The organism is Arenicella xantha, assembly GCF_003315245.1.
Lineage (GTDB): Bacteria > Pseudomonadota > Gammaproteobacteria > Arenicellales > Arenicellaceae > Arenicella > Arenicella xantha.
Genome location: NZ_QNRT01000024.1, coordinates 1 through 2128 on the forward strand (window position 1 = coordinate 1; position 2128 = coordinate 2128).

4 protein-coding genes are annotated in these 2128 nt (G+C 39.7%); all 4 read left to right on the forward strand.

Translation table 11 applies throughout. The annotated features are described in order from the left end of the window. Positions 1–104 precede the first annotated feature (104 nt). The 4 genes from DFR28_RS19495 to DFR28_RS19510 all read left to right on the forward strand — a co-directional run bounded on the left by DFR28_RS19495 (position 105) and on the right by DFR28_RS19510 (position 1924). Positions 105–455 (forward strand): type II secretion system protein GspG, encoded by a 351-nt coding sequence (locus DFR28_RS19495; protein WP_113956080.1) that lies wholly within the window; start codon positions 105–107, stop codon positions 453–455. 96 nt (positions 456–551) lie between these two features. Then, positions 552–1031, forward strand: a complete 480-nt coding sequence (locus DFR28_RS19500; RefSeq protein ID WP_113956081.1) for a hypothetical protein — start codon at positions 552–554, stop codon at positions 1029–1031. A 6-nt stretch (positions 1032–1037) separates the two neighbouring features. Then, positions 1038–1427 carry a hypothetical protein gene (locus tag DFR28_RS19505; protein ID WP_147251085.1) on the forward strand — a complete coding sequence of 130 codons (390 nt, stop codon included), beginning with the start codon at positions 1038–1040 and terminating at the stop codon, positions 1425–1427. A gap of 77 nt (positions 1428–1504) precedes the next feature. Further along, positions 1505–1924 carry a hypothetical protein gene (locus tag DFR28_RS19510; protein ID WP_113956083.1) on the forward strand — a complete coding sequence of 140 codons (420 nt, stop codon included), beginning with the start codon at positions 1505–1507 and terminating at the stop codon, positions 1922–1924. Positions 1925–2128: the final 204 nt, after the last annotated feature.

Sequence of the window (2128 nt, forward strand, 5' to 3'; positions counted from 1 at the left end):
ACAAAGAGTATTTCGGCAATGCAGAAACTTAACAAGGCAAAAAACTTTACGCCTTCGGCTCGGACGCGCTACGCGCGCCCGTTTTTGCGGCGTTATGTTTACAGATGATGAAGTCCATTTCTAAATACGTTCTGATTTCGGCAGCGATAATAGGGGGGCTCTACTTTGTAGCTATTGGCTCTTTTAACTTTTGTGATTTCACGCATTTATTTGAAGCGAAGGCGAAAATCGATATAAAGATTTTGTCAGAGTCGGTACAACGCTATGAAAGTGAAAATGGGTTTTTCCCAAAAGTACTAGATGCGCTAGAGGGGTCTTACTTAAATAAGATCCCACAAGACCCGTGGGGCAATGAATATCACTACATAAGCAATGAGTCCGATGTAATAATATTTAGCTATGGCGATTTATCAAAAGAGCAATTTTTTTATCAAATTGAAAATAAGAAAACATAACAAGGCACCAAAGATTGCTCCATTCGCTGCGCTCATTCCGCGGGACGTCGCTCCGCTCTGCCCCTTGGCTTGGCGTTATATTAAAAGGATTAAAGTATGAATTACAGACGAAGAACATTAAAAAAGATTGGTGCTGTAACGATATGGTCAACACCTATAGTTAATTCGATTATTTTGCCAGCGCATGCACAAACATCTATAGCTACTCTCTTTGATGAAGTAGTTATTGGCACTATAGGTATGCGTTGTGCATCACCAGGTGTATTTTCCCTGGATATGAATATTGGCTTAGCCAAATTCAATGAAAATGGCTCACAAGACCCAAGGTTGGACGGACTAAATATTGAACTTATGATAAATGTAAGCGAGGGAGGCGCTGTGTTTTTCAGTACTACAGAAGATCTTATATTCAACGCATTAGCAGGTAATGTTGATTTCGAAATTCAGTTAGATGATAGGCTAGATCTAATAGAAATCGACTTCAGCGTTGTCGAGCCTCAGACGAACATCACTGTAACTCAAAGAGCACGTTTTGGCCCCTCGACATTTGATCTAGTTCCTAACCAGTGTGTTTAATTTTAATTGGAGACTAAATATAACAAGGCAAAAAACATTACGCCTTCGGCTCGGACGCGTTACCCGCGCCCGTTTTTGCGGCGTTATAGATATGCGCATTCAGAGCCAACCGAATATGCAAAAGCCGATCTGGATGGTTTTGAATATTTCTCTCGCGATAAAGAGTTTGTTAAAATTCCTTGGCCGAAGATTCAGAATATTTCATACTCTAAATTCGAAGCGCCAAGCGTCAAAGTAGAGCTTAACTACTTTGAGACAAGGCCCCCATATTATGGAGAAATCAGCGGGTATAGGAATAAACAGACAAACCTGTTCATACAAATAGACTCAAAAGCGAAAAAAGTAGTAGATAAAATTATATCGCTTAGAGAAAAGGCCACAACGAATGAAAATTAGCGCATTAACAAGTCCCAAAACTGCCGCCTTCGGCTCGGACGCGTTTTCAACGCGCCCGTTTGAGAGGCGTTAGGCGCATGAAGGCAGAAGCTCTCAATTTAGTTCAAGGTCTTAGTCATCCTTGTGCAGATATCTATATCTCGTATAAGGATTCACATGCAATTTCTTTTGAAATGAAATTTTCTTTGGTTGTGAACGGCTTTAAAAATGATATTGAGGTGACTTTCGAAAATCCCGCTACTTTCATTTGGGAGAATGAAAGCTATAGCCAAATAGACTTACCAGATGTCTTACCTAAATGTTCAAAGACTTTCTCGGACTGCGTTTACCCATTCATTGAAGTGAAAAACTCTGAATGGTTAGAAAAATATGAACCTATCTCAAGTGCGTACAGTGATTCAAAATTAAGGCAATATGCCTTAATTTCAATGAATGACTTAGTAATGGTTTTGGCTGCGGAAGAACCTAAAATCAAGGTATTAAATGAAATCGCCTAACAAGATTAAAAACTTACATTCACTACGTTCATTCGGACGCGCAAAACACGCGCGCCCGTTTTAAGGGCGTTATGCATGACTTGATCAGAGTCGGTAATATGAAATTAGATATTCTTGGAAAAATCTATACCAGTGTTATGGCGGTCTATTTCTTTGTTTCAGGATTCACTGTACTTTTAGATATTGAAGCTAAGCTCAGCCGAA

Bases quoted from the DNA above. Each gene is read 5' to 3' on its own strand.
- DFR28_RS19495 (WP_113956080.1), top strand. From the start codon at position 105: ATGATGAAGTCCATTTCTAAATACGTTCTGATTTCGGCAGCGATAATA.
- DFR28_RS19500 (WP_113956081.1), top strand. From the start codon at position 552: ATGAATTACAGACGAAGAACATTAAAAAAGATTGGTGCTGTAACGATA.
- DFR28_RS19510 (WP_113956083.1), top strand. From the start codon at position 1,505: ATGAAGGCAGAAGCTCTCAATTTAGTTCAAGGTCTTAGTCATCCTTGT.